Annotated in this window: 22 protein-coding genes; 6 read left to right on the forward strand and 16 right to left on the reverse strand. The window is 37.8% G+C overall.

Going from position 1 to position 20,190, the window contains the following annotated elements:
* Window positions 1-90 precede the first annotated feature (90 nt).
* The gene (locus ACVPPQ_RS10105) at window positions 91-1,116 is read left to right on the forward strand and encodes a zinc-binding alcohol dehydrogenase family protein (protein WP_463496363.1); all 1,026 of its coding nucleotides are present in this window, start codon (window positions 91-93) and stop codon (window positions 1,114-1,116) included.
* Between the two features lie 8 nt (window positions 1,117-1,124).
* Here ACVPPQ_RS10105 and ACVPPQ_RS10110 read toward each other — a convergent pair whose 3' ends face one another.
* A complete protein-coding gene (locus ACVPPQ_RS10110; protein WP_463494452.1) occupies window positions 1,125-1,529 on the reverse strand; it encodes an Lrp/AsnC family transcriptional regulator in 405 nt (134 codons plus the stop codon).
* Window positions 1,530-1,650: 121 nt separating this feature from the next.
* On the opposite strand from ACVPPQ_RS10110, the gene ACVPPQ_RS10115 reads away from it, so the two are divergent.
* Window positions 1,651-2,193: a cysteine hydrolase family protein gene (locus ACVPPQ_RS10115; protein ID WP_463494454.1), complete on the forward strand. Its 543-nt coding sequence runs from the start codon at window positions 1,651-1,653 to the stop codon at window positions 2,191-2,193.
* Window positions 2,194-2,284: 91 nt separating this feature from the next.
* Window positions 2,285-3,271 (forward strand): FUSC family protein, encoded by a 987-nt coding sequence (locus tag ACVPPQ_RS10120; protein WP_463494456.1) that lies wholly within the window; start codon window positions 2,285-2,287, stop codon window positions 3,269-3,271.
* Between the two features lie 109 nt (window positions 3,272-3,380).
* On the opposite strand, the gene ACVPPQ_RS10125 is transcribed toward ACVPPQ_RS10120, so the two are convergent.
* The 4 genes from ACVPPQ_RS10125 to ACVPPQ_RS10140 form a co-directional block, all read right to left on the reverse strand.
* Window positions 3,381-3,671 carry a hypothetical protein gene (locus tag ACVPPQ_RS10125; RefSeq protein ID WP_413476212.1) on the reverse strand — a complete coding sequence of 97 codons (291 nt, stop codon included), beginning with the start codon at window positions 3,669-3,671 and terminating at the stop codon, window positions 3,381-3,383.
* Window positions 3,672-3,833: 162 nt separating this feature from the next.
* Complete coding sequence (locus tag ACVPPQ_RS10130; protein ID WP_463494459.1) at window positions 3,834-4,571, reverse strand: metallophosphoesterase; 738 nt, start codon at window positions 4,569-4,571, stop codon at window positions 3,834-3,836.
* A gap of 32 nt (window positions 4,572-4,603) precedes the next feature.
* Complete coding sequence (locus tag ACVPPQ_RS10135; protein WP_463494461.1) at window positions 4,604-5,515, reverse strand: hypothetical protein; 912 nt, start codon at window positions 5,513-5,515, stop codon at window positions 4,604-4,606.
* Window positions 5,516-5,645: 130 nt separating this feature from the next.
* Entirely contained in the window at window positions 5,646-5,837 is a 192-nt protein-coding gene (locus ACVPPQ_RS10140) for a 2-hydroxymuconate tautomerase (RefSeq protein WP_025084036.1), read from the reverse strand.
* Window positions 5,838-5,969: 132 nt separating this feature from the next.
* On the opposite strand from ACVPPQ_RS10140, the gene ACVPPQ_RS10145 reads away from it, so the two are divergent.
* On the forward strand, window positions 5,970-7,406 hold the full coding sequence (locus ACVPPQ_RS10145; RefSeq protein ID WP_463494464.1) for a C69 family dipeptidase: 1,437 nt from the start codon (window positions 5,970-5,972) through the stop codon (window positions 7,404-7,406).
* A gap of 608 nt (window positions 7,407-8,014) precedes the next feature.
* On the opposite strand, the gene ACVPPQ_RS10150 is transcribed toward ACVPPQ_RS10145, so the two are convergent.
* Together ACVPPQ_RS10150 and ACVPPQ_RS10155 are read right to left on the reverse strand one after the other, a co-directional pair.
* Window positions 8,015-8,635 carry an ABC transporter ATP-binding protein gene (locus ACVPPQ_RS10150; protein WP_463494466.1) on the reverse strand — a complete coding sequence of 207 codons (621 nt, stop codon included), beginning with the start codon at window positions 8,633-8,635 and terminating at the stop codon, window positions 8,015-8,017.
* The gene (locus ACVPPQ_RS10155; protein ID WP_463494468.1) at window positions 8,623-10,635 is read right to left on the reverse strand and encodes a hypothetical protein; all 2,013 of its coding nucleotides are present in this window, start codon (window positions 10,633-10,635) and stop codon (window positions 8,623-8,625) included. The genes ACVPPQ_RS10150 and ACVPPQ_RS10155 overlap by 13 nt, the downstream gene beginning before the upstream one ends.
* A gap of 257 nt (window positions 10,636-10,892) precedes the next feature.
* On the opposite strand from ACVPPQ_RS10155, the gene ACVPPQ_RS10160 reads away from it, so the two are divergent.
* Entirely contained in the window at window positions 10,893-11,363 is a 471-nt protein-coding gene (locus ACVPPQ_RS10160; RefSeq protein ID WP_463494470.1) for a hypothetical protein, read from the forward strand.
* Window positions 11,364-11,496: 133 nt separating this feature from the next.
* Here the strand turns inward: ACVPPQ_RS10160 and ACVPPQ_RS10165 are convergent, their stop codons facing one another.
* The 4 genes from ACVPPQ_RS10165 to ACVPPQ_RS10180 form a co-directional block, all read right to left on the reverse strand.
* Window positions 11,497-11,847, reverse strand: coding sequence for a hypothetical protein (locus ACVPPQ_RS10165; protein ID WP_463494472.1), 351 nt, complete (start codon window positions 11,845-11,847; stop codon window positions 11,497-11,499).
* Between the two features lie 436 nt (window positions 11,848-12,283).
* A complete protein-coding gene (locus ACVPPQ_RS10170) occupies window positions 12,284-13,654 on the reverse strand; it encodes an MFS transporter (RefSeq protein WP_463496364.1) in 1,371 nt (456 codons plus the stop codon).
* Between the two features lie 195 nt (window positions 13,655-13,849).
* On the reverse strand, window positions 13,850-14,146 hold the full coding sequence (locus ACVPPQ_RS10175) for an ArsR/SmtB family transcription factor (protein WP_463494474.1): 297 nt from the start codon (window positions 14,144-14,146) through the stop codon (window positions 13,850-13,852).
* Window positions 14,147-14,955: 809 nt separating this feature from the next.
* Entirely contained in the window at window positions 14,956-15,555 is a 600-nt protein-coding gene (locus tag ACVPPQ_RS10180) for a superoxide dismutase (protein ID WP_463494476.1), read from the reverse strand.
* 129 nt (window positions 15,556-15,684) lie between these two features.
* Here ACVPPQ_RS10180 and ACVPPQ_RS10185 point away from each other — a divergent pair, with 129 nt between their 5' ends.
* A complete protein-coding gene (locus ACVPPQ_RS10185; protein ID WP_463494478.1) occupies window positions 15,685-15,858 on the forward strand; it encodes a hypothetical protein in 174 nt (57 codons plus the stop codon).
* On the opposite strand, the gene ACVPPQ_RS10190 is transcribed toward ACVPPQ_RS10185, so the two are convergent.
* From ACVPPQ_RS10190 to aroA, 5 genes are all read right to left on the reverse strand, one after another.
* A complete protein-coding gene (locus ACVPPQ_RS10190; protein WP_463494480.1) occupies window positions 15,855-16,790 on the reverse strand; it encodes an alpha/beta fold hydrolase in 936 nt (311 codons plus the stop codon). The two genes, ACVPPQ_RS10185 and ACVPPQ_RS10190, sit on opposite strands and share 4 nt — an antisense overlap.
* 132 nt (window positions 16,791-16,922) lie before the next feature.
* Entirely contained in the window at window positions 16,923-17,369 is a 447-nt protein-coding gene (locus ACVPPQ_RS10195) for a GNAT family N-acetyltransferase (protein ID WP_463494482.1), read from the reverse strand.
* A 209-nt stretch (window positions 17,370-17,578) separates the two neighbouring features.
* Window positions 17,579-18,205 carry a TetR/AcrR family transcriptional regulator gene (locus ACVPPQ_RS10200; RefSeq protein ID WP_463494484.1) on the reverse strand — a complete coding sequence of 209 codons (627 nt, stop codon included), beginning with the start codon at window positions 18,203-18,205 and terminating at the stop codon, window positions 17,579-17,581.
* Window positions 18,206-18,323: 118 nt separating this feature from the next.
* Window positions 18,324-18,884, reverse strand: coding sequence for a shikimate kinase (locus ACVPPQ_RS10205; RefSeq protein ID WP_463494486.1), 561 nt, complete (start codon window positions 18,882-18,884; stop codon window positions 18,324-18,326).
* On the reverse strand, window positions 18,885-20,183 hold the full coding sequence (gene aroA / locus ACVPPQ_RS10210; RefSeq protein ID WP_463494488.1) for a 3-phosphoshikimate 1-carboxyvinyltransferase: 1,299 nt from the start codon (window positions 20,181-20,183) through the stop codon (window positions 18,885-18,887).
* Window positions 20,184-20,190: the final 7 nt, after the last annotated feature.

Raw genomic sequence — 20,190 nt, forward strand, 5'->3', positions numbered from 1 at the left:
GCACCTAGTGTCTTTAAATTCACGTCTTAACAATGTGCTAAAAACAGTTAAGATAAGATTATATTAGGAGGCATCAAAATGACTACAAAAATGAAAGCAGTTGGTTTCTATCAACATTTACCAATTAACAATCGGGACAGTTTCGAAGATCTACTACTGACAATTCCTGAACCCCAAGCGCATGATTTACTCATTAAGGTGACTGGTGTTTCAGTTAATCCAGTTGATACTTTTGTTCGTCAAAATGGCCGTCATAATCGCTTGGTACATCCCAAAGTAATCGGTTGGGATGCCGTTGGACTTGTGATAGCTGTTGGCAGTCAAAGTACGCTCTTTCAAACAGGTGACCGTATTTGGTATGCCGGTGATTTTAAGCGTTCTGGTAGTGATGCACAATTTCAAGTTGTTGATGAACGCTTGGTGGGCCACGCGCCCAGTCAACTAACAGATAAGCAGGCTGCTGCAGTGCCACTGGTTGGTTTAACAGCTTACGAATCACTCTTTGAAAAATTAAGGATTAGTTGGTCCATTGCTGATAATCGTCATAAAACAATTTTAATTATCAATGGTGCCGGTGGTGTCGGTTCAATTGCTGTTCAATTAGCAAAACTAGCAGGATTAACCGTGATTGCAACAGCTTCAAAACCGACCTCAATCGACTGGGTTCAAAAATTAGGTGCAGATTTCAATGTCAATCATCATCAGGATCTAGTCTCTCAAGTTCAATCATTAGGTTTTAAAGAGGTTGATTACATTCTAAATCTAAACAATCTTGATGCTCATTGGCATGAAATTGCCACACTCATTAAACCTGATGGCCAAATCGCTGCGACTACCGAAAATCATCGATTGATTGATTTACAACAGCTCACTAAAAAACGAGCCACCTTCAGCTGGGAATGGATGTACAGTAAATCTTACTACCAAACGACTGACATGGTTAGTCAACATACGATTTTAGACCATATTAGTCAACTGTACAATCAACAAAAGTTAGCACCCATTGCAACAGAAACATACTCACCTATCAATGCTGAAACAATGCGTAAGGCCCATACCGATGTTGAATCCGGTCGAATGGTTGGTAAAGTCACACTAGTTGGCTGGGATGATTAAATAGAACTTTAAACCATTTTATTGATTTTATCCGCCACAACCGTTTCAACACTGTATCGCGCCCATTTAGAAATGGTCTCAATAAACATCGCCAAAGCCGATTCTGAAAAATGCCCGATAACCATGTAGCAGGCTTGGCCCGTGACTTTATATAAACCAGTTACCTCAGGATAACGATTAATTTCAGTTTCGATTTTAGCATATTGATTGGAATCCATAAAAAGTCGAACAAACTGGGTTTGCGGATAATTTATTTCGATGCAAAATCTCTTGATAATCCCTTTGTCTTGCAAATTTAAAATACGACTACCTACCGCTTGACCCGTCAAATGGACGGTTGCACCAATTTCTTTGTTCGTTAGTTTACTATTTTTGTTTAATATTTCTAAAATCTGTTGATCAATATTATCCATTAAAGTCACCTTTTCATCTTGAAAGAATATCGAGATTATTCCTTTCAGTAGCTACTCTACTTAATCAAAGCAGATTGTTATACTCAACTATATCAAATAATAACGAAATTAGGTGGCCTTTATGCGACAAGGTTTATTAATTATTGATGTTCAAAATGATTACTTTAAAGGTGGTAAAATGACACTTGCCCAACCTGAAAAAGCATTACATCAAATCAATCGATTAGAAGAACATTTTTTAGCGAATCATTTACCAATCATTTATATACAACATCTCAAAAATAACTCGAATGCGGACTTCTTTGGTATTGGAACCACCGGTAGTTTATTACAGCCCGCATTAAACAATCAACCAACTTCAGTTATCATCGAAAAGCATTATCCCAATTCCTTCTACCAAACAAACCTACAACAAACGCTGACCGAACTTGGCGTCACACAATTAGTGATTACCGGTATGATGACTCATATGTGTGTTGATTCAACCACTCGTGCCAGTCAAGAATTGGGCTACCAACCAATTTTGATTGCAGATACGACAGCCACTAAAAATTTAATATATGATGGCCTTGAAGTTTCCGCTGCTAACGTCCAAAGTGCATTTCTGTCCGCTCTGCAACCTTTCGCCCAAGTAATGACAACTCAACATTTCCTAAGTCAATAGCAATAACTAGCCAGACCGTTTCAAAAAGCCCTTGACCTACCCCCTATTTTTATGTTAGGCTGTTAAAATTTGATTTTTTAGGAGTCTATCTATGTTTAATTGTTCACGTCGTTCTGTTCACACCCTTTTGGGAATGCTTTCAATGGCTATCCCACTGATATTAGGCCAACTATTTCACAATAATTGGTTATCCGTCATGGCTTGTTTTGGCGCTTTACTACTCATGAATTACGTTCCCGCCAATCAAGAAAAAACCATCGACCAAATTATTTTAATCGATCTACTGGCGCTGACTTCATTTTTAATCAGCATCATCCTTGCCGCAATCCCTTGGGTGGGTCTCATTTGGATTGGCGTTTTAGCGTTTACCGTCCAATACCTAATGGCCATCAACCATTACGTCGGACCCGGTGGCTTTTTTCTACTGATGATTAATGGCATGTTGACCAGTTTATCTGCATTACCATTCAAACAACGCTTCATGTTAGTCGTTTTTGCGTTAATCGGCACATTGATTTCAGCACTGTTAATTCTATTTGAAAATCACCGCTATGAAAAATATCCGATTAATCCAACCAACATTCGCTGGTTCGCACACAATCGCCAAGTCACAATCAAAGCGTTAAACTATGCTTCGTTTGCCTTCATCGCCTATTATTGTGGCTATAATTTACACTTACCCAATTATTATTGGGTGTTAGTCGCGGCGATCACCGTTCTCCAATCAGAAAATGTGGCCACGGCGAAACAACGACAACAACACTATGTATTGGCGGCGATTATCGGTTGCACAGCCTCCCTAGCCATCTATTTAACCATCGACTCCGTTTTGATTCTATCGGTTCTGGCCGTTATTTTAATGGGCTTAATCTGCTTTACAATGCCGAAAAGTTATTTATTGGGTAATTTCTTTACAACACCAATTGCCCTCATTCTATTTAAATTACTTAAACCAGAATCCGGGCTAGTCCTCATTCGCTCACGAATCCTGTCAATCCTATTAGGTACTTTAATTGGTGTGATTGGTATTATGCTTTACGAGTATCAAACCAAACAAATTGATCCTGAAAGTATTTAACACATTCATACTAAAAGGCCGGTTATCCCATTAATTCGGGATAACCGGCCTTTTAGATTTAGTCGCTAATTAATGAATTTTAAGGACTTCATTAGAAATATGTGCCCTGTTAATAATGATTTAACCCTTCGCGGTACAGGTGATTGCCATCATACTGTTCGCCGTTAACCGTAAAAGTGTTATCCTCATTAATCTTAATCTCACTGCCAATCCAGTAATACTCCGGTGTCAGTTGCGTGGCGCCAAACCCATTGTGGATTCCCTGTCGTAAACTAGTCACTTCATTTTGATTAAATGTACTCCGGACATACTTAGTAATGCCATTTTGATAATTAATCGCGATAAATAAATTTGGCAAGAGATTGACCTCACTAATTGCTGGTACAACACGTGTTTTCATCATAATCCCACCTTTACTAATGATATGATTACATTATCCAACGTCACCATAGCACCTTGTAAACGTTTTTGCAAACAAATTAAATAAAACCGTCAAGCCATTATTTTAGGCCTCACGGTTTTATTGACTCATTATCAAATATAGCGGATTACTACTTATTTCTTAAACGTAGAATTCTTGTAAATCATCTAATCGAATGGCACCGAGTCGCCCGCCGTACCCGCAACCACAGTCGATTGCAATATGATTGTTCATTTTAACAATTTTATCATATTGGTGCCCACTTCGATCAACAACGCCGCGCGCAAGATTTAATTCTTCTTCCATAATATATCTGGTCGGCGTGTGCCCGGTCACCAAATATCGATCGTCAAAGTAGGTTAAGTAGTAAGCTGGTTTATTAAAAATCAATTCTTCCATGTGGTAATCACTTAGTGCTTTTGTCGGTGCAAAATGATCGATCCCCGCGTGTACTAACACGAATTGACGGCCATTAACGGTTAATTCTTTAGACGGTAAACACTGACTTAGAAATTGGCAAAGGCCGCCTTGTTCAGCATGACTAATTGCTTGAAACTCATTAATGGTTGACTGACCGCCGATATTTAACCATTCAACAAAGTTTTCTTTTAAGTCAGTTGGCATATTGGCGAATTGTTGCATATCATTTCGATATAACCAATTGATTGGCTTGATTGCCATGTATTCATGGTTACCCATGAGTGTCACAATATTAGGCATTTGCATGGCAAGTTGGACAACTTTTAGCCCTTGTTTCCCCCGGTCAATCATATCGCCCAGTAGATAAAGCGTATCGGAATCCTTGAAATCAATTTTAACCAACATATCGGTCAATTTTTGATATTCGCCGTGAACATCAGAAATCACATAAGTTGCCATAGACTCACTCCTTTAGGGTTTAAATAACTATTCTAAAAATCGTTAGCTTCCAAGTATTTGTAACCCAACTGATCACAAAGTATCTTAATAATCTGCTTACCTCGATTTTCGATTGCCAGATTAATTTGTTCTAAAAATGCATCTTGCTGCTCAGGTCTTTTTTCATAAGCATATTCTGTTTCATAATCAGCCATTAAGAACTTCTCACAATACTCAGCCCAACTTGAGCAGTCTAGATAGCGCTGCGTTTTCCAATCGTCAAGGTCTTTCAAATTATGCAGGGCTTCAGACCATGTATTGTATGAATCGTTGTGTTTTAAATGCCTTTCATTTGTCCCAGTATAATTAAATCCTTTAGGCGTTGGCGTAAAATTGCCAATCGTATGTGAGAGTTTTGCAAGTTTTTGTAAATTTTGATTATCGAGCACCTTAAATTCAGTTTCATAGTTTTTTAATATCAGTGAACTCCAAGTATCACCTTTCTTAGCCCCATATAGCTGATAAGCTGCCAATAATCTTCTGGATTTTTCGTCCTCATCACTGAATACGCCTTTATTGGGGAACCGAGATCTAGGATAGATTTCTTGTGCTGCTTCAAAAAAAGAACCCCCCTGATTAACTGTAAAATTTTTAAATAACATCCAAAATGAATTCATGACATCTGCACCACAGTCACCTGGCACTTCATGAATCACATTTTTACTATAGGTTTGCCAGACAATCTGATAGATAGCTTGTGCTAACATCGAATCTTCCGTTTCACAACTCGGATTACCGTAAAAGCCACTATCTTTTTCTAAAACCCTTTTAACTGGATTCTCATTGAAAACTAGTGTCCAAGATTTTTGACCAAAAACCTCTTGCTTAAAATCATACTCCCAAGGTAAAACGCCGGTTGCTTGACATTGCTTCAACCAATTGATGACCATCTTCTCATTATTCATTGATTTACTCCTTATTTTAATTGCCTTAACTCGCACTTTATTTACACTAAGTATCTCACAATCTACTGAGAAGTAAGCATTGTATTAAAAGATTAAAAAAACAGCCCATAAAGGCTGCCTTTTCAGTTCATTATTTAGCTTCGTCGCTTTTCAAAACGCCGCCGACTGAATAACGATCGGGTTGCATTTCATTTAAGACCACGTGAACGTGTTCTGCAGGCGCACCGGTATTCTTAGAGATTGCTTCGGTCACGTCGATGCATAATTGTTTCAATTGCGCTTGGCTCCGACCAGCAACTAGGTCAATGTGTACTAATGGCATGTGTCTGCCTCCTTTTACTGTGTTCCTTTTATTATGCCGTTTTTTCCCGGTTTGAGCAATGGTTATTACTGTGTTTTCACGTAAAAGGCGTTATACTTAGGTAGAAATCTAAATTTAATTGGAGGAATGATTATGAGTACCTCTCTTTATCGTCAATTAACCGCTTGTACCAGCGTACTAGTCGGTAAAAAAGCCACTGCGGATGGTTCCACAATGATTGCCCGCAACGAAGACAGCCAAGCCGCTTGGCCAAAACATTTAACGATTCATCCCCGGCAAACCGTTCAACAAGCACCCCACTTTGTTTCCAAAGACACGGGTTTTACCATTGATCTCCCACTCGAAAGTGCCAAATACACCGCTACACCAGAATGGACTGATGAATTTGGTTTGTTTGAAGAAGACGGCATTAATGAATACGGCGTGTCAATGAGTGGTACCGAAAGTGCGTATAGCAATAGTCGTGTCTTAGGTTTTGACCCGTACGTCACTAATGGAATTGCTGAAGAAGCAATAATCACCGTTGTCTTACCCTATATCAAAACCGCGCGCGAAGGTGTGCAACGACTCGGTGATATCGTTAGTCAATACGGAACAACAGAAAGCAATGGGATTTTATTCGCCGACGCTGATGAAGTTTGGTATTTAGAAACCGGCAGTGGCCACCATTGGATGGCCCAACGGATTCCTGATGATAGTTACGCCGTCGTCGCCAATCAACTCGCGATTCAGGTCGTTGATTTCAACCAACCCGAACACTTTATGTTCTCTGATGGCATTCAAGACTTTGCTGCCAATAATCATTTATGGCAACCGGGAACGCCGTTTAACTTCCGCGATATTTTTGGTACAAAAGATCAAAGTGATTTAATCTATAACACGCCACGGGTTTGGTACGGCCAACACTTGTTGACGCCTTCTGTTGAACAAACACCACAAGACTTTAACCTACCTTTCTTACGGCAAGCTGATGCTCCCATTCAAGTTGAAGATGTTGCTAAAATTCTCGGATCGCATTATGAAGGCACTGTTTATGATCCAATCGGCCATGGCACACCCCAGGAGAAACACGCTTTCCGACCCGTCAGTTTAGCTAAAACGCAAGAATCACATATCTTACAAATACGGCCTAACTTGCCGGTTGATGTCAGCGGTTTGCACTGGTTAGCGATGGGCGTCACCGCACAAAGTGTCTACGTACCATTCTATGCCGGTGCCGATGACGTGCCCGTCAATTACCAAAAAGGCACCAAAGATTATTCAACCGATTCAATTTATTGGACGTACAAATTGGCCGGCATCTTAGTCGATGCGCACTATGCCAAATTCGCCAAAGATTTAGAACAAACTCAAAAACAGATTAACAGCTTAATGGTTCAAACGATTGTTAAAACCGATCAGGCCGTCGCTAACGTGACCGACGCAACCCAACGAACAGCCATACTAACTAAAGGTTCCGCGCAAGCCGCGGCGCTCGCACAACACGAGATGGAACGTCTAACCGCAAAATTAATTACGGATAGTGCCGGTTTGTCACCATTGAATTTTACAACAGATATTAATTTATAAAATAAAAAAACAGCCTAATCTATAATTAGGCTGTTTTTTTTGCTTGTATGATGCTTAATCCCTGTTCAGCCCACTAGTTTGTAAAGCATATTAGTAGGTTTATAAATAAGTATAACATTTCACAAAATTTAATAAAAATATATTATAAAACCATATGAATATTATTATTTTAGTATTGATAGTACTTTTTATAAATGTTATATTAATCACAAAGGAGATGTTCATATTATGGCTATATTTGGTATTATTTTCATATTGATCGGTATCTGGCAATTAGCAATCACCTGGCGAACTTTTACTAAACTTAAAGTCGAAGGTAGTAAGCAGACCTCTCCCTTTATTATGTTATCCTTATCAAATAGTCTGCTATTTGCTGTTGTTTTCTTTACTGTGGGTGTCGGTTCCTTCTTTTATTGATGGCCCTTAACTGACTTCGAATCGACTTAAATAGCGCTACTTTAAGTTGTTTTGAAACAGGATAGTTACACTAAGGGTAAGAACCAACTAGTAACGTACTTAGCCCATTTAATTAAATAAAACAATGCCCATTCCCAATGTATTTTACGACATCGAGAATGGGCTATTTCTATAGATTTATGCGCTCATTATCATATTGCCACGTGCTTTGTCGCATACGTGATAAACGCTAGGTTATGTGTCACCATGACGACCGCATGTTGTTCTACCAAACTCCAGTTTTTAAGGATTTCGACTAACTTTCTGGCATTTTCATCGTCTAAATTACCAGTTGGCTCGTCAGCAAAAACAAGCTCATTCCTTTTGACTAACGTTCGCAATAGCGCGACGCGTTGCTGTTCCCCACCACTTAGTGTACTGACACGCTGCGAGATGTCAACGTCTGGCATCCCAACTTTTGCCAATAAGTCGCGGATTTCTTGATCTGATAGAGACTTATTAAATTTAGCACCCATTAAGATATTTTGCTTAACCGTTAATTTCTCCAAAAGTAAATTATTCTGAAAAATAAACCCGATTTGATTACGCCAAATCTTTTGCATATTTTTTCCAATTAACTGACCATCTAAATAAACTTGACCGGAATCAGGCCGTGTCAAACCACTGATGACGTTTAAGAGCGTTGTCTTCCCAGACCCACTCCTACCCGTGATTACCACAAAATCATTAGCATGCACCTCAAAAGAAATTTGATTTAAAACTGATTTTCCATCAATCTTTTGACTAATCTTATCGACAATTAGTTCGACCATGGCTGATTCCTCCTCAATAGACGCATTAACAAGTACTCATAAAGCAACAAGCTGATCACGATTAAAAATATCGCTAACGCAAAATTCGCAATGTTAAAAGCGATTATTTGATACCCCACAGCAATTCCTAAAATAATCAATATTGGCCAAAATGCACTATCCACCAATAAAGCTATTTTTGGATACCCTAATACCCATTTAACCACTAAGCGTTTCTGATTTAGTTCAATAAAAAACGTGATTAACTCTTTGACGAGTAAACTATCAATAAGTATTAACAAAATCAGGTTCAATACGCCATTAAGTAAGGTCGCTTTTAACGTGGCTAGATACTGACTATGAGCTTGATAAACAGAAATCGAAGCATTCAGCGTATTACTAAGACCCACCTGTTTAATGGTTGGTAATAAACTGTCAAAAGCATGCGCACCGTCTTGTGTTTGATAGAAAAGGCCCCCATCCACTGTAATTAAGTTACCAAAAGTCTGTTGATCTACTAAATGTTGATTGAAGACAACTACTATTGGGTCCACTATTTGATTCCCGCTATCTGGATTACCCAAGTCAACATTGTACGTAAAATAAGCTTGTTGATTTGCTGTATGAACAATTTTGAATTGTGGTACCCGTCGATATTTGATTCCCGCTTTTGCATCACTCGTGTAATTTTCAATAATTTTTGGATCGTACCGTTGATACTTTTCAGGAACCAGCAAGTATACAATATCACCATCAAACTGATGCTGATAAAAATGTGGATCGTTAATTTTAATTTTCTGACGTTTTAAATAATTGGTATCCGCCATCACCGAATTACCAAACGGATTGGTGATATAATCGACCAACGTTTCATTCGGCATTGTTCGCTGGCCAATATAGACGGGCAACTTAGTGGTTGCATCAATCTCCATCACTGAAAAATTATGAGCACTCATAATAAATGTGCGCTTTTTTCGACTAATTTGATGGTAATAAGCTTCGGCTTTTTTTATATACGCCTGTTCTTCAGACTGATTATCTCGGTTCAATTGATTGGTGACATTCGTTTTATACAAATTTTTAGTTGCTTGCCACTGCTTCATCCCTCGACGCTCAGTCTGAACTTTATTTAACGACGTAACAATTGGATTGACCATCTGAAAAGAAAGTGCGATGAAGACACTAAAAACGAGCATTAAAATGAGCAACCAGCCTTTTTTAGTAGCTTGTTGCTGTTGTTCAAAACCGACAAAGTGATAATAGATTAAAAAGAGACTCGCTTGGAACATGACAACCAATAGTGTCAACAATCCGATTGCAAGCCACAATAGACCATAGAATTTTAGTGGTAATCGATACCCAGATAACCTACCAGTAATGACTCCCAACAAGCCACCCATTAATAAACTGATGATGAACCATTTATTCTGGTTAATTGAGACTTTTAGCGACTCAAGCCCCCCATAACCCAGTGTTTTTTGAATTAAAATCATTTTTTTATTGTTTTGAATTAAGATGACAATCAAAATAACCAATAAGATGATTAAAAACAAACCTACAACGAGAGTCATAACGCTAAAATTAGTAATGTTAGCTTGATTCATCGGGCTAGCAGAGACTTGCCCAAACTGACTCAATTCATTCACTACTTTTTGGGCATTCCCTCGAATATAAAAAACCGTCCCGATTCCAATATTATTAATTGCTTTGAAGGGATACGTTTTAATCGCCATTTCACCACGTTGATTGCCCTTAAACTTCGCGGGATTATTCGTATAGATCATCAAACTTTTTTCAGATGTAAAGTTATACTGGGAAACCGTGATATTATTTTTCTTCAAATCTTCTACGGTTTTGATAAATTTTTGATAATCAAACCGATTGGCGTCATAAACCACATTTAACTGCGTCGTATTTTGGTAGAGATATTGTTCAGTCGCTTTCCCACTCATAAATTGCGTTAATAACAATGTTGCAATCAACAATACGAGTCCTGCCAAAATATTTTTAAGCCACTTCATAACGACCCCCACCTTCAATATTGCCAAAATATTGAGTTCAATTGATGTCAACAACTGGAAAATAGATTTAATTATAGCAAAAATATAACTCGTTTAAAATTAGATTGCAAGCGTTTTATTGCAGTGCTGTCCCGAATCAAACGGACAGATTATTTTCTAAAAGATAGACAGCGTTAAATCATCCTGATTAAACCCTAAATTTCACTATGGTATAATTTAACAATTGATTTATTTTATTAACCCGGAGGTCTTCACTGATGTTTAAAGGCTTATTCGATAACTTGACACCTGAATCATTTATTTCAGGACGTTGGTTATTAATCAGACGGACAATAATGATTGTGGTCGCCATTTTTAATGTTTTAGAGTTGTATGTTATTTTTGGTGTTTCGAGGTTTTTAAGTATTATGGCATTGTTTGCTGAAGTCACTTCCGCCCTTATTATCGTTTTACTTTTTCTTGCTAGTTTTTTTATTTATTTAATCGGTTATAAAACGAATATCACTACGATTAGTATTGTCACGGGATGGGTATCCGAAGTCTTTTTCTTTTACTTCACTTTCATTACGAAGATTTGGCAAGTTCATGCGGGGGTTGAGGTTGGATTTTATATCGCTTTAGTTCTCCGTATCATTAACACCGTTCTTCTGGCAGTGCTTCTAATGATCTATTACAAACATAAGCGGCTCGTTCGCGCTAATCGAAAGAAATTTAATATATTTGATTGATTTTGATCACAAAAAAATAGCCGTCATCTCGCAAGAATCAGCTATTTTATGGTTTACAAACAGTGAGACGCTATGTTCAAATATAGCGTTCTTTTTTATATATCAGCAATTTTTTTGTTCTTGAACAATGAACCTACGACAACATTTTCTTAACATTCTCAATAAAGTTTTCAAACGAATTCTTTTCTAAATCTTCATTATCATACGTTAAATAGTGATTTCCCAGTAATTCTGCTGGGACTGTGGTACTTTTTAAGACCCGATTGTTGATCAAAACCAAGGTTTCATTATTTGAATCTACTTTTAATTCGTCAACATCAACCATCTTAATCGTCATCGTTTTGACAATCGCTTGGCCTAATCCGTCTTTTAATTGCTTCAATAACATCGCGTTCAATGCACCGTCAACGACTGGCGAACCAGCATTTGAGCTTTGCATGATGCCAACCATCGTTGTATTTACCATTTCAATATTTTTAATCATGCGTCATTAATCCTCCACTAGTCAATTTTTAGGGTTACTATTCAAGGCGTGTTACACCATTAAATAACAACTATTTTCATTTAAATAGCAATCTAAAATCACAAATTAATTATACATATATAATTAAAGACGTTGACAGTCTATCCACCTTTAATCATTGGTCTATTCTATTTTTAAAACTTGTTAATCTGAACTTCATATTGACAGCCTAAATGAATATCAACCCTACCAAATTACTATTTTTAATAAAAATAAAGCGAATTAACAATCATTTAGTTAGTGATTGCAACTGACTGACTGACTGACTGACTGACTGACTGACTCAATTTACGACACAGACCAATTTTTATAAAGTGACTTTTATAACTGATTAGTGCCAGTTATTTTCATATGCTAGTTAGTCAATAACGTATCTTCTTCGAATTGGACTAGTGTGTTATTTAAAAGCCATCATTCTAAAGTTTATTGAAAACAAAACACCGCTGAATGATAATATCGCAGAACACAACATCACCGCAACAAAACCATTTGTGACCATCAATGCATTAATAATGCTGCCAAACCGGTAGAATACAATAACCGAAATTGCTGTACCAACCGCGCCACCGAGTAATCTAAAGACGTTATAGATTCCTGATGCTTTACCAATATCAGTTTTATCGACAGACCCCAAGACACTCTTTTGTAATGCTGGGCCCGCCATTGAAAGACCACAACCGGATATAGCAAGCGGCATTATCATGCTGTAATAGTTGGCATTATGTTTTAAAAGTAGCACAATCAATAAATAGCCTAATCCTTGCAATCCTAAACCGACAGTCGCAATCAACTGCTCACCAAATTTATCAACAGCCGCTCCTGCAAAGGGTGCGATAATCACTAACGTCCCAGTCCAAGGTAACAATTGTAACCCTGCTACGAGCGGGTTTGAATGATTTACAATTTGTAAATATTGTGGAAGGAAGAAAACAACACCATACATTGAAGCGTATAAAAGAAAAGTAGCGATGTTTCCCCCAGTAAATGTTCCTGATTTAAAATAGTTTAATGGCACCATTGGCGTCTCTTCAATATTTTGTCTAAACACAAAAATGATTCCAAAAATAATACTGATAATGCCGATTATCATGGGAATACTTCTAATTGAATTTGATGTCATTTCTGATAACGACCAAATTATTCCTGAAAAAGTCACTATTATTAATATGGCATCAAGAATATTAATTTTATTTTTATTACCAATACTTTCCGGAAGTATTTTATGCGATAAATAAACCGCAACGATGCCAATTGGCACATTGATCCAAAAAATCCATTGCCAGGCAAGTTTGGCGACAATCAAGCCACCCAATGAGGGGCCAACAATTAGTGCTAAGCCACCGATACCGCTCCAGATTCCTAACGCTTTCCCACGTTCGGCCACAGGTAACGTATTTGATAAAATTGCCATTGACATTGGCGTCATTACAGAAGCCCCAATCGCCTGAATAATGCGAGCAACAATCAAAAATTGAATGCTGCCTGACAGACCACATAATATTGAGCCAATCGTAAAAATTGAGATGCCCCAATTATATACTTTTCTTCTACCCAACTTTTCGCCTAGAGCTACACCAACTAATAAAACTGCGGCAATTGTTATATTATACGCATTTAGTGCCCATTGAAGCGTGCTGACAGAAATATTAAAATCATTTCTAATTGCCGTTGAGGCCGTTGTGACAATCATTGAATCCATCATTGACATAAAGAACCCCAAAGATGTTAATCCTAAAATCCATGTCGTATTCACTTTGCTATTATTCATTTCTGTATACTCCTTATCGGAATTGCTTTTGCAATAAAAATCAGCGCTGTTTTTTATTGTTAAATAGTTCAAAGGTTTTTGAACTATCTAACAATACCACTCTTTATTTTTCATGGCAATATAGAACCAACAAAAAAAGAACAATTCTTAGTATGGTTACTAATGAATTGCTCTCAAAATTTAAATTAAGTACTTCTAAATATTATCGAAAAAACCTATGACAAACTTATCAAATGTTTGATAGTTTAATTGTACATATTTTTCGCGCGCTTCTTTTCTAGCCGTTATCAGACCCGCGTCTTGCAACAATTTAAAGTGATACGATCCCGAAGATTTACTAATATTAATCGCTTTTCCGACCTCCCCGCAAGCAATCTCCCGATCACAATTATTTAAATAACTAATAATTGCAAGTCTAACCGGATCAGCTAAAGCCTTAAAAATATTGATGCTTTGTTTTTCTAATGAATTATCGTCTATATTTATCTGCATGCCTAATATTCTACTTGAAAAAAAATTTTTTTCAAGAATTAACCATCACCAGCTAAATAGGTTTTAAAGAACTTTAGTATTTTAATTGCGATTGCAGTTAACATACCAAAATTAATAATTGAAAAAGCAATCCTGCCTGCTTGAATATAATCAAAGAAATAAAATAATAATATCCATGAGAATAACTGAATCCAAATATTGATAACTGTAATCACTTTTCTAAATAATAGAGCGAGTGGAAAATCATTGTTCTTAAAAATTGATTCCAATCTCAATGTGCCAAAATTCAAAACCGTAATAGCAAGTATGCATAATATACTGGGAAATAAAATTTTCGTATGATACGAATAGTAGTTTATTATCCTTCCAGTGAAAGAAAAGTAAGTCGGAATTCTCATTGGTAATAAAGCCTGAAACATTATAATAATAAGTACTTGAAGTATTAAAGAAATGGCGGATTTGAATGATGTCTTTCAAAACAATCTTGAAAAAAATTTAGCACAAGTTTTCTTTTTCTGCATCCTTATCATATTTACTATTTCTCTTGGTTTTCCAATGCCACTTTTGCTTAAAGCGTTGTTAATCCATGTAATTCCTTAAATGTTATTACTGTAACTTTTGTAATTATTGTGAAGTTATTGGCTACAAATAATACTAAAATTTGTGTTAAAAACTATGAACAACAATTAAAAAATCAATAGAACCTGTGACATAAGTCGATTTATTGGGTTAGTTGCACTTCAATTGTAAATTCGTCCGTCAAAAAAAGCCCTTTACCCAAATCGGTAAAAGGCGTTTCACGTTTAACATTAAACCAATTCCGCCACTAATGGCCAATTGATGATTTTCCAAAAATTCTGGACGTAATCTAAGCGTTCGTTCTTGTATTTCAGATAGTAAGCATGTTCCCAAAGATCGAGCGCTAATACTGGCAAGTTGCCGGTCATGATTGGTGAATCTTGATTAGCGGTCGTCATAATTTGTAATTCATGATTTTGATCTAACACTAACCACACCCAGCCAGAACCGAAAACACCCATCGCGGCCGCCGTAAATTCTTCTTGGAAAATTTTGAACGTGCCAAATCTGGCTTCAATCCGTGCCAATAATTCGCCAGTTGGCGCTTGTGGTGCATCCGCCGTTAACATCCGCCAGAATAAGGTATGATTAGCGTGCCCGCCTGCATTGTTACGGATTGGTGCTTGTAACTTCTCGGGTAGATCATCAATATGTTTTAGTAAATCGTGTAATGATTTTCCCGCTAAGTCGGGATGTTTAGCAAGTGCTGCGTTTAACTTAGTCACATACGCTTTATGGTGTTTATCATGGTGGCGGTGCATCGTTTCAGAGTCGATATACGGTTCTAGCGCCGTATATTCATACGGTAACGCTGGTAATTTAAATGTCATAGTAAGCCCTCCTCTTCTATCCTTATTGTACTAAAATTAATCATGAAAGCGCTAATCAAACGCTCATTAATTGTAAACGCTATCATCGCAGTGCTATACTAATGATAAATCAATAGGAGGTGTACCATTATGAAATCTCGTAAATCAGTCATCGTAATCTTAGCACTGTTAGGCGGTATCCTACCCGTTCTTGGCACGACACTGTTAAAAAACTGGGCAGCCCCGCTCTTCATTAGTGGCTTAATTCTGATCATCTGCGCCTTTACTTTAGCGATTAAAAATCAGGGTACTCGTCACCCTTAATTAAACATGGCCTGAATAGATAACATTAATTGATTGAACCGTTCGGGCTCTTCGTAATTTGGAAAATGCGCAGAATGGTTGAAGTGAATCATTTGTTTAAAGGGCGCATTAATTGATGCGTAATAAGTCTTCGTCACTCCCCTATTTATTTGATAGTCATGTTGTCCATGAATCAAATAAATAGGTATTTTGTATTGCTGAATAGCCGATATATTAATTTCTTTAACGTCTGGTAATAAAATACTTGAAGTTGCCAGTAACCCCTTAATATACTCAAGTTTATTCTTAACCGAATAGATTCGAAATTTAAGTAGATTCCGAATCATAAAATGTGGTTCTTGCGGTTTAACGGTTAGTCCAATCCCATATTGTGCAATAATGCGTCCCTTAACTTTCGCTAAATAATGCGATGTTAGGTCTTTAACGGCTTGTTGGTTTTTTCTTAATAGGTTAACATTTTTGAAGTCGCCTTGTGTCTGACATAACGCTAATAAGTGTTCATAAATTTTGGCTTCCGATTCACGTGAATTAACCAATTGGGCAATCCCGACATAGGCGCTAAATAATTCTGGATATTGATAGGCTGCTTGAATGCCTATGTATGAGCCAAACGAATGTCCCACTAATAATACTTTGCCAACCTGATATCTTTGAATCAAGTAAGTGGCCATCACCGCCACATCTTGGATTAAGTCATTGAATGTCAGTGTTGGCTTTTTGACGTATGATAAACCACAGCCGTAGTGATCGTAGTAACAAACATTGAAGGCTTGTAAGTAATCACTATCTAACCGTGTTTGAAAAATTGGATATTCAGGACTGCCCGGACCACCATGTAGATATAAAATCACGGGGTGGTTAAACGGTGCTTGTTCACACAATAGGTAGCCATATTTTCGACCTTTAATATTAATGACTTCTTTTTTTATCATCGTAATCCCTCCATACATATGGATTATACAGACTAGCGGTTTGTATAATCTAAAAATTAAACGGCTTCTAAATAGCCGTTACTAATTCTGGATTCAATCTTCTCCTTCCTTCTAATCATGCTTGTCCCTTTCTTATTTTAATTCATTCAGATTTTTCAAAAAACGTTTTTGAAGTTTATCTGAATGGTAACCTATATGTTCATAAAATTGATGTGCTTCGATTCTGTTTTCTCCAGAATTTAACCTAATCATTGAAATATTTCTAAGAGTAGCTTCATCTTCAACACCATACATCAGAGATTTACCAACACCTTTTTTCTCTGACTTCTTTGAAACTGCTAAAGCTAATATGTTGAACATCGATTCCGAATAAATGTTTTCATAGAGCTCTGCATGAACATAGCCTACTACCTCACCTAATAAATCATCTTCACACACCAGAAAAAAATGTTTTTCAGTATCAGCAAGTAATTTTTTCATTTGCCTCTTCGTCAATTCTAAAGGTACATCATAGCCTAGTTGTGTAGCATTTAACTCTCTTAAACTTTCTAAATCACTCATTTTCATCTTTCTTAACATACACCATACCCTCAATTCATAATTTTTTATTAATCCAAAATCATTGGTATTTCAAAAAGATAGATTGATCTCAAAACATGCTAAAAAATTAAAATTAATCTAGTACAAGAACGTACTTTCCCCAGAATTTATTTTGTATTCAAATGAAATTAAGAGCGCTAATGAATAAGTTTACTACTCAATTATACAGTCCAAAACTCAAACAGCTTCTAAACAGCTGTGAACTTCTGATAATACTGATTTAATTCATCCATCAGATGTTCATCTAATAATTCAACCCCGAAATAATGAAATAAGTTTTGATAGTAGCGTACTTTTCGTTCAAATTGTGTTTGAGTGACCGTATACAATCCTGTGCCAATCCAAATACTAAAAAACTGAACCACTAACTCTGCTGTTTCTTGCGGAAACTCACAATGCATCGAACCATCTTGATTACCAGCAACGATAAATTGTTGAACCTGTTGCGTCGTTTGCTGCATATTTAGAAAATATAACTCACCAAAAACTTTTGGGTCCTCAAATAACGATTGGGCCTTTTTTAATAAATTAATTTTAGTCGTATCAATCAGCCGTTGCCCTAATAATTGTTTTAACTGCTCACAAGCATTCTGTGATTGATTCATTTCTGGCACTACGGTTTGTTCAAGATTCACCATCATTCGATCAAATATTTCTTTTTTCGATTTGAAATGATGGTAAATCGCCCCTTTGCTGAGTCCTTGGTCAATAATATCCTGCATTGTCGTTTGATCGTACCCTTTTTGAAAGAAAAGGTCTCTTGCAACGGTTAATATTTTTTCAACAGTTTTCTCCGGATACTTATTTCTAGCCAACTGATAGACACCTCCCTATTAAACAGACTGTCGGTTTGTTTAATTATAGCATACAGCACTGTCTCGTTCTTCGCCACAAAAAAAATAGCCCTTATTTTAGACTATTCGATCATTACCATTAACTTGACATCACTTTTTTAGCACTTTTTTTCGCCAATCTCTTGGCGTGTTTTTGTACGATTCTGGGTAATTGTTTCTCAATTTCGGCTAACATCATGTTGGGCGTTTTATGTTGGAAATAAATCGTGTAGTCCGCCATATGAAAATATTTGGGCCGTCGTTCGTAATATAACTCCCGTAACCCATCGTGGCCTAACGCGTTGACCAGTGGTCGTCGATCATTGCGTGAGACTCGGCGCCAATGGGCTTCATAGGTGCCATTTAAATAAAAGACGGGAATCCCGCTTTGTTGCAACAAGTAACGGGTTTGTGCATTATCGACAATCCCGCCGCCGGTTGCAATCACGCCGTCTTGTTTAATCAATTGTTGGAGCGCATTAAATTCCATTTCGCGAAAGGCTGATTGACCCTTCAACGCAAAAATATCATTAATGCTCATTTGTTGTTCCTCGATGATGTAACGGTCAAGATCGACCCATTGAGACTTAAAATAATGGGCGACTTTCCGAGCGATGGTCGTTTTACCAGACCCCATAAATCCAATTAAAATCAGCTGCATCTAGTTAATCAACCCCTGTAAATCATTTTCAAAATTTGGATACGAAATGGCGATTGCATCAGTTGCTTCTAATTGTAATGTATCTGGCGTCAGTAAGCTAGCAATTTCTAACATCATCGCGATTCGGTGATCGCCATGACTATTGAGCGGCACTTGACTCGTCTTATGCAGGACTGTTGGACCAGTCACGATAAACCCATCTGGTAATTCCTCAATACTAGCACCGAGCTTTCGCAGTTCAGTCACGATTGCCCAAATCCGGTCGGTTTCTTTGACCCGTAATTCAGCCGCATGGCGGACAATCGTTTGACCACTGGCTTGGGTGCCTAATAAAGCGACTAACGGTAATTCATCGATGACATTCGGAATCAATGTCGCTGATACTTCAATCCCGGTTAAAGCTTGAGTTTCTACTGACAAGTCAGCAAATGGTTCGCTAAATTCTGGTCCCGATAGTTGGGTTTGTTCAATAGTCGCGCCCATTAACGCTAGGACCGTTAAAAAACCGGTTCGAGTGGGGTTGACGCCGACTTGCGGCAAGTTAATTCGACTATTAGGCACCAACAGGCCAGCCGTTAACCAAAAGGCCGCCGCCGAGAAATCGCCTGGGACGATCACATCCGTGGCCGTCAATTGTTGGGGACCGGTTAAAGTATGCTGCAACCCTGTAGTCGTCACCTGCCCTCCAAATTGGCGCAATAGTCGTTCGGTATGATCGCGGGTTTGCGCAATTTCCGTGATGTGGCTGGTCCCCGGAGCTTGAATCGCCGCCAACATCAGAGCGCTTTTAACTTGAGCGCTCGCCACTGGTAATTGATAATCAAGCGGTTCAAGTTGTTGATTAGCCAGAATTATGATCGGCAAATGAACCGTTTTGTTATCCGCTACTTGCTGTCGCATTTGATTGAGTGGCGCTAATACCCGCTGCATTGGCCGTTGTGATAATGATTGGTCACCAATCAACGTTAAAGCTTGTGGTTGCCGGACTAATAACCCTAATAACAAGCGGGTGGCGGTACCGGCGTTGTTCATTTGCAACGTGGTTTGTTGTGGCCGAAAGGTAAAGCCACCTTGACCAGTCACAATCGTTTGCGTCCCCTTTTGTTCAATCTGAATGCCCAAGTCTTGCAACGCCGTTAACGTACTGCGGGTGTCTTCGGCGAGCAATAAATTGGTAATCGTTGTTCGACCGTTTGCGACCGCACCAAAAATCAGCGCGCGATGAGAAATACTTTTGTCACCGGGCACCTGAATTTGACCATTTAATTGTTGGGGAAACTGATTTAAAACGTGGGTCATAGTCGTC

The organism is Latilactobacillus parafuchuensis, from assembly GCF_055271665.1.